Raw genomic sequence first — 6,935 nt, forward strand, 5'->3', positions numbered from 1 at the left:
TAACTGTTCCTGTTTATTTTAGCACTGTTCCACTGTTTCCACAATAGCTGAAACCCAGGTTTACTACCTGACTTTTCCCATATCTTTGAAAGTTTCTCAGAAATTTCCGGTTAATCCCAAAGTCCCTGCGGATAAAGTCCCTGATCTTTCAGTTTCTGGATTGCCGCAACCACTACCGGTTTGTCTTCTTTATAGGTGACTCCGTACCATTTGTCCTGTGTGGTAAGGACTTTGACGGTTGCTTTCTTTTCTTTTAAAAGTTCATCCACTACAAACGGAAGGAAATATTCACATTTCAGAGGATTCTCCGGAATATTCTTCTGGAGAAATACAGGAAAACGGTTTACCAGCTCTTTCATAAAACCGCCGGTAAAGCCCCACATGTTCATGGATACCGGTGTGTCTCCCGGAAGGCTGGTCCATGTTTTTCCATCGTCTTCTGTGTAGGCTGCTCCGCCGTCACGTTTCTCGATATGAGTTCTCTCATTGATGTCCGCAAGGTAACCGTCCGCATCTGTCTCGCAGACCCCACGGGATACATAGCCGTTGTCTGTCAGTGTATTTTCCAGACGGTAGCCTACCATCATATACTGGGCAGGAACGGTATCCTCCTGTGCCTGGGCCAGAAAATCATATGCCATCTTAAAAGCATGTGTTCCATAATAATCATCTGCATTGATCACCACAAACGGGCCGTCAATAACTTCAGCACAACTTAATACGGCATGTCCCGTTCCCCACGGTTTCACACGTCCTTCCGGAACCTGAAAGCCCTCCGGAATATTATTCAGATCCTGATGTACATAAACGATCTCCACCTTATCGCTTAAACGGTCGCCGATGGCATCGCGGAAATCCTGCTCGTTTTCTTTTTTTATAATAAATATTACTTTTTTAAAACCTGCACGTACTGCATCATAAATGGAAAAATCCATGATGATATGACCTTCCTGATCTACCGGATCGATCTGTTTCAGTCCGCCGTAGCGACTTCCCATTCCTGCTGCCATTACTACCAGAACCGGCTCTTTCATAATCTTGTTCCTCCTGATATTTTTAGAGATTCAGGGATTTTTTCCCATACATAGTTCGGGCCGGTCAGATTCTCATCCGGCCGGCCTTTGAACCTTGTTCTATTATACTACACTTCCCCGGGAAATCCTACTGATTCTTTCCACTTTATCCCTGAGCCTGATCTTCTCCCGGAAAAACGATCTCCATTCTGGTTCCCTCGCCCTGCTCACTTTCCACATGGATCTGTGCATGATGAAGCGTTGCACCATGTTTTACAATGGAAAGGCCAAGTCCTGTTCCTCCGGTCTGTCTGGAATGGCTTTTGTCCACCCTGTAAAAACGCTCAAAGATCCTGCCCTGTTCACTTTTCGGAATGCCGATTCCATCGTCTACCACACAGTAAAACGGATTTCCCTTACGGTTTCCGACCATGATACGCACATGACCATTCTGTTCTGTATAGCGCACCGCATTATCCGCAATGTTAAAAAACATCTCATACAGCACATGACGGACACCCTGGATCTTCTCGGAACTTCCTGTAAGCTCCAGGGATATATTTTTCTTTTCCGCTGGATGACGGAGATTGTTCTGTACATCTTCCGCAAGCTCATAAAGGTCCACTTTCTCAAAAGGAACTTCACTGTTGCTTTCATCCAGTCTGGACAGCTGTATGATATCTGCTACCAGATTGGAAAGACGTACCGCCTCATGATAAATCCTTCCGGAAAATTCCTGGACATGATCTGCCGGAACCATTCCGTTCATCATCAGCTCCGCATATCCGGAAATGGACATCAGCGGTGTTTTCAGCTCATGGGATACATTGGCCGAAAATTCTTTCCGGATTTCTTCGGCCTCTTTCAGCTCTTTTACCTGCTGCCGGATCTGACGGTTCTGCTCATCCACCCGCACAAGAAGGGGGCGTAATTCTTCGTAGCACACATTGTTCAGCGGATGCTCCAGGTCCAGATCATTGATCGGTTTGATCAGCTCCCTGGTCTGCCTCTCGACAAACGCAAACTCCAGGATCAGGACCAGTACCATCAGGATTCCAAGAACCGCAAGGCTTGAAATCCAGGTAGAATATACAGAATCTACCGTCTTTCCTACCCTTAAGACATTCCCGTTATTCAGCCGCACCGCATAATAAAAAGTCTTTTTGGCAAATGTCTCGGAATAACGAATACTTTCACTTTTTCCGTCTTTTTCCGCTTCCATAAACTCCGGACGGTTGCTGTGATTTTCCAGTTTTTCCGGGGATGTCTGGGAATCAAAAAGTACGGTTCCGTCTTTTTGGATCAGTGTTACACGGCTGGAGGATACTGCCCGCAGTCTTTTTGAGAGAAACGTATCTCCACATTCTTCCATGCCAAGGCAGATGTACCTGGCCTCCTCGCGGACCCCATTTTGCATGTAAGTGTTGAATTTACTGTAAGTGACTACACTTGCTGCCAGAAAGGTGATCAGGACAGCAAGGACGATCATAATACTTGTATGATTCAGGATCTTTTTTTTCATAAGTGATCTCCGATCCGGTATCCGACTCCGCGCACAGTCTCGATCAGATTTCCTGCCTCCCCCAGCTTCTGCCGGAGGGTTCGCACATGTACATCCACCGTTCTTGTCTCACCGTCAAAATCATATCCCCAGACATGACACAGGATCTGATTTCTGGACATAACCAGGCCTTTATTCTCAAGAAGATACTCCAGCAGTTCAAATTCCTTTCTGGTAAGCTCTTTCAATTCGCCCTGATAGCTGACTTCATGACGGGCTACATTAACCCGGAGGTCTTTGCAGTGCAGTTCCCGCTCCTCGTTCTGTCTTGCGCAGCGCCTGAGAACTGCTTTTACCCTGGCTACAAATTCCATCATTCCAAAAGGCTTCGTGATATAATCATCCGCACCGCCCTCCAGACCTTTCACCTTATCAAATTCCGCTTCTTTGGCAGTGACCATGATCACCGGGATATCCCTGGTCCTGGTATCGCTTTTCAGCCGTTTCAGAATATTATATCCATCTTCTCCCGGGAGCATAATGTCCAGAAGGATCAGTTCCGGCAGGCTTTTTTTCATCGCTGCGTCAAACTCCACTCCTGTCTCAAACCCTTCTGCCTCGAATCCGGTTGTCTCCAGGGTATAGACAAGAAGCTCCCGGATGTTTCGTTCATCTTCCACACAGTAGATCATTCCACATCCCTCTCCGTTCGTTACACCGGCTGTTTTTTTGTCAGCCGTATTTTTATTTTTTCTGTTTTCAGTATAACTATTTTCCTTTTACTGCACAAGCCCTGGTTCTCCACACTTTTGCGGATAGCCAGGGCATATGAAAGCCGACATTTCTATCAGCCTTTTATGATTCTGTTTTTTATGCACCAGCGGTTACTGTTTTATCCTTTGCTATTTCTTCGGATAATGTTGGAAGCTGATACTGTCTGCGAATCAGCTCCAGTTCCCGGTAGAATGTTTCATCCGGGCTGTGCTTGATCTGTTTCAGGTGCTGATGCGTATCAAAGGAATCTTCATGCACCTGGGTTACACAGACGCCGATGTTGGAACAGTGGTCTGCCACCCTCTCCAGGCTGGTAGTCACATCAGAAAGGATAAATCCCATTTCAATGGTACATTCTCCTGCGCGAAGTCGCTGGATATGACGGTATTTCAGCTCCTTGCTCAGCTCATCGATCACTTCTTCCAGAGGTTCGATCTCACGGGCCAGCTGTACATCCTGATTTTCGTAAACCTTATAGGCGATATCCACGATATCCTCCACCGCATGTTCCATGACACGAAGTTCCTCCAGAGCTTTTTCGGAGAACTTCAGTCCTTTTTCATGAAGCTCCTGGGCAGATTCCATAATATTCACGCCGTGATCGGAAATTCTCTCAAAATCACCGATACAGTGAAGCATAATGGAAATGCTGTGGCTGTCATGCACAGAAAGATCTTTCTGGTTCAGTTTTACAAGATAGGTTCCAAGCTCATCCTCGTAACGGTCCACCTTTTTTTCCGATTCTTCAACTGCCTTCTTTCCGTCTGCACTGAAATGCTTCAGGAGATCCAGAGCTGTAAACAGAGTTCTGTGGGAATCCTCTGCCATTTTTTTTGCGGCATTTCGGCTCTGCTCAACTGCAAATGAAGGCTTTTCCAGAAAACGGCTCTCCAGGATCATGAAATCCGGATCTGCTGCCACAGCTGTCTCGGTTTCTTCTTTTTTGTCCCGGATGGTAAGACAGGCAAGTTTCTCCAGCCATTTTCCAAAAGGAAGCAGAACCAGTGTTGCTGTAATATTAAAGGTACTGTGCAGAATCGCGATTCCCGCCGGTGTTGCAGCCTGTGGCATAAATGAAAAATGCACTGCCGTATTTACGGTATAGAATACTGCCATAAAAAGCACGGTTCCGATCAGGTTAAAATACAGGTGGATCATTGCCGCACGTTTGGCATTTACATTCGCACCGATTGCAGAAAGAAGGGCCGTGACACAGGTTCCGATATTCTGTCCCATGATGATCGGAAGCGCCGCACTGAACGGTACCATTCCTGTAAGACAGAGGGCCTGCAGGATACCGACAGATGCGGAAGATGACTGAATGATCGCAGTAAGTACCGCACCAGCCACAACACCAAGCAGAGGATTGGAAAATTTCACAAGCAGCCCGGTAAATTCCGGCACATCTGCCAGTGGCTCAACGGCTCCGCTCATAGCGCTCATTCCATACATCAGAATTGCAAATCCTACAAAAATAGTTCCCACATCTTTTTTCTTCTGGCTCTTTGTAAACATGATCAGGATTACGCCAACCAGAGCAAGAATCGGTGAAAATGATGTTGGTTTGAAAAGGCGGATAATAAAATTATCACTCTGGATTCCGGTAAGACTTAAGATCCAGGAGGTTACTGTGGTACCGATGTTGGCACCCATGATAATTCCCACTACCTGGGAAAGTTTCATGATCCCTGAGTTTACAAAACCTACAACCATAACTGTGGTTGCTGATGAAGACTGGATCACAGCAGTTACGCCCATTCCCAGAAGAACCGCTCTGATCGGGCTGGATGTAAGAGTTTCCAAAATACGTTCCAGTTTTCCACCTGCGACTTTCGCAAGTCCGTCTCCCATTAAGTTCATTCCATAAAGGAAAATGGCAAGGCCGCCAAGCAATGCCAGTACGCTGAAAAAGTCCATAATACTCTCCTTCACTTTCTCTTTTTGATATGTTTGATTTCCTTTTTTCTCATTTCAACGTTTTTCATAATAGCGGCACTTTGTAAAGTTTTCCCCACCGGAATGTAAAATCTATGTAAAAAAATAAGGCAAAAGACCTGATTATAGGTCTTCTGCCTTCGATTCTCAAAATCCGCGAATCTCCTCATCCTCGGAGCCGGTTTTATCAATGGATTTAATCACAAGGTAATAACTGTAGTCATCATTAACCTTCACCTCAACCCGGTCACCAACACGATGTCCCCGAAGCGCTTTTCCAATAGGGGATTCAATGCTGACGCGGTTCTCCATGGAATTTCCACGGATGGAAGTGACCAGCTTGTACTTTTCTATTTCATTGTCTTCTTCAAAAAGCACTTCTACGATATCGTCCATTCCCACCTCGTCAGATCTGGAATCATCGGATACAATGGATGCTGTCTTCAGCATTCTCTCCAGATAACGGATACGGCTCTCGTTCTGGTTTTTATGTTTCTTGGCTGCATAGTACTCAAAGTTCTCACTTAAGTCTCCCTGGGCACGTGCTTCCTTAACTGCCTCGATGGCTTCCTTACGGACTACCAGTTTGCGGTGTTCGATCTCCTGCTCTATTTTTTCAACATCCTTGCGGGTAAGCTGTTCTCTCATTCTTCTGGCATCTCCTTTTCTTTACAGCATTCAGGCCAATCCTGCATCCATTTCCTGTAGTTTTTCAGAATGTAGGATTTCCCGAAAGGTTACCGGAAATACCATAGCAGATACGCCTCGCTTTGTCAAACAGCGCAGGCCTGTTCTTCTGTTTCTCTGTGCTGACGCATCCGCTGTTCAATATAACCTGCCATATGTTCTTTGGGAATATCCAGTAGCATGGAAAATTCAGAATAGAGATGATCCTCTGCCAGTTTCAGATACCGTTCATCTGTAGCGGTTGTTTTTTTGCCATGAGATAATCTGGCCTGTTTGCGAATATAGATTGTCTTGATGATCCGTAGAAGATCTCTGCATTCGCAGGTGCGGATACAGTTCTTGTAACTGTCTTCCCTGAATTTCTCGTTCTCAATACTCAGTGTCTCTATAGAAGGAATTTCGTCGATCAGCTTCTCTGCTTCTTCTTTCGTGATGATTCCACGGAGAACCTGTTTCCCGCCTTCTACCGGTGTAAAGATCTTTCCTTCTGTCTCCCCTCCCGGCCTTAATACATAATAAAGTCTCTCCGAGGAGGAACCGTCCATCTTCATTGTAGTAACTCCCGTCACCTGGCAGATTCCGGTACGGCCATACACAACATATTCGCCTGTTTCAAACATTTTTCCACATCCTTTCATTTTTTTGCTTTTTCTTCTGTTATCGTGGCGTCTTATTGTGCTCTGTAAGCATTTCAATGTCCTTGAATTGCTCTAATGAAAACTCCCTGCCATGGTATATATCCAGACAAGGAGCTTCTCACTGAGGATTCTGTCCTTATTTTACTACTTTTCCCATTTATTTGCAAAAGAATTCAAAAAGTTTTTTTATTTTTGTGAAATATGCTCATAATAGGAAGTTTATACTTTTTGTGCAGTTTTTACAGCCTGTAACCGGTATTTTTTCGAAAATCATAACCACCGGCTTAGCCGGTGGTTTGCACTGCCCCTATAAGGGGCTCATCCCTGCTTGCGCCCGGAAGGCGCACTGAGAGGGCCCGCCTCTTGCACTGCTTTTCACAGGCTGGC

The 6,935-nt window shown here is 45.6% G+C and carries 6 protein-coding genes; all 6 read right to left on the minus strand.

Features of this window, described 5'->3' with window-relative positions; translation table 11 throughout:
* Positions 1-110: 110 nt before the first annotated feature.
* Entirely contained in the window at positions 111-1,034 is a 924-nt protein-coding gene (locus tag KQI39_RS09860; protein ID WP_021977830.1) for a sugar phosphate nucleotidyltransferase, read from the minus strand.
* A 145-nt stretch (positions 1,035-1,179) separates the two neighbouring features.
* Positions 1,180-2,535: a sensor histidine kinase gene (locus KQI39_RS09865; protein WP_216418132.1), complete on the minus strand. Its 1,356-nt coding sequence runs from the start codon at positions 2,533-2,535 to the stop codon at positions 1,180-1,182.
* Positions 2,532-3,206, minus strand: coding sequence for a winged helix-turn-helix domain-containing protein (locus tag KQI39_RS09870; protein ID WP_021977828.1), 675 nt, complete (start codon positions 3,204-3,206; stop codon positions 2,532-2,534). Before KQI39_RS09870 ends, KQI39_RS09865 begins: the two co-directional genes overlap by 4 nt.
* 178 nt (positions 3,207-3,384) lie before the next feature.
* The gene (locus KQI39_RS09875) at positions 3,385-5,205 is read right to left on the minus strand and encodes a Na/Pi cotransporter family protein (RefSeq protein ID WP_216418134.1); all 1,821 of its coding nucleotides are present in this window, start codon (positions 5,203-5,205) and stop codon (positions 3,385-3,387) included.
* 165 nt (positions 5,206-5,370) lie between these two features.
* Positions 5,371-5,871 (minus strand): transcription elongation factor GreA, encoded by a 501-nt coding sequence (greA, locus tag KQI39_RS09880; protein WP_215707585.1) that lies wholly within the window; start codon positions 5,869-5,871, stop codon positions 5,371-5,373.
* A 125-nt stretch (positions 5,872-5,996) separates the two neighbouring features.
* Complete coding sequence (locus KQI39_RS09885) at positions 5,997-6,530, minus strand: CarD family transcriptional regulator (RefSeq protein WP_244092611.1); 534 nt, start codon at positions 6,528-6,530, stop codon at positions 5,997-5,999.
* Positions 6,531-6,935: the final 405 nt, after the last annotated feature.

Source organism: Blautia sp. MSJ-36 (assembly GCF_018917985.1).
Taxonomy (GTDB): domain Bacteria; phylum Bacillota; class Clostridia; order Lachnospirales; family Lachnospiraceae; genus Blautia_A.

What these genes read in the sequence shown, in the direction of transcription:
- KQI39_RS09870 (WP_021977828.1), bottom strand. Translation starts at nt 3,206, where the DNA reads ATGATCTACTGTGTGGAAGATGAACGAAACATCCGGGAGCTTCTTGTC.
- KQI39_RS09860 (WP_021977830.1), bottom strand. Translation starts at nt 1,034, where the DNA reads ATGAAAGAGCCGGTTCTGGTAGTAATGGCAGCAGGAATGGGAAGTCGC.
- KQI39_RS09875 (WP_216418134.1), bottom strand. Translation starts at nt 5,205, where the DNA reads ATGGACTTTTTCAGCGTACTGGCATTGCTTGGCGGCCTTGCCATTTTC.
- greA (WP_215707585.1), bottom strand. Translation starts at nt 5,871, where the DNA reads ATGAGAGAACAGCTTACCCGCAAGGATGTTGAAAAAATAGAGCAGGAG.
- KQI39_RS09865 (WP_216418132.1), bottom strand. Translation starts at nt 2,535, where the DNA reads ATGAAAAAAAAGATCCTGAATCATACAAGTATTATGATCGTCCTTGCT.
- KQI39_RS09885 (WP_244092611.1), bottom strand. Translation starts at nt 6,530, where the DNA reads ATGTTTGAAACAGGCGAATATGTTGTGTATGGCCGTACCGGAATCTGC.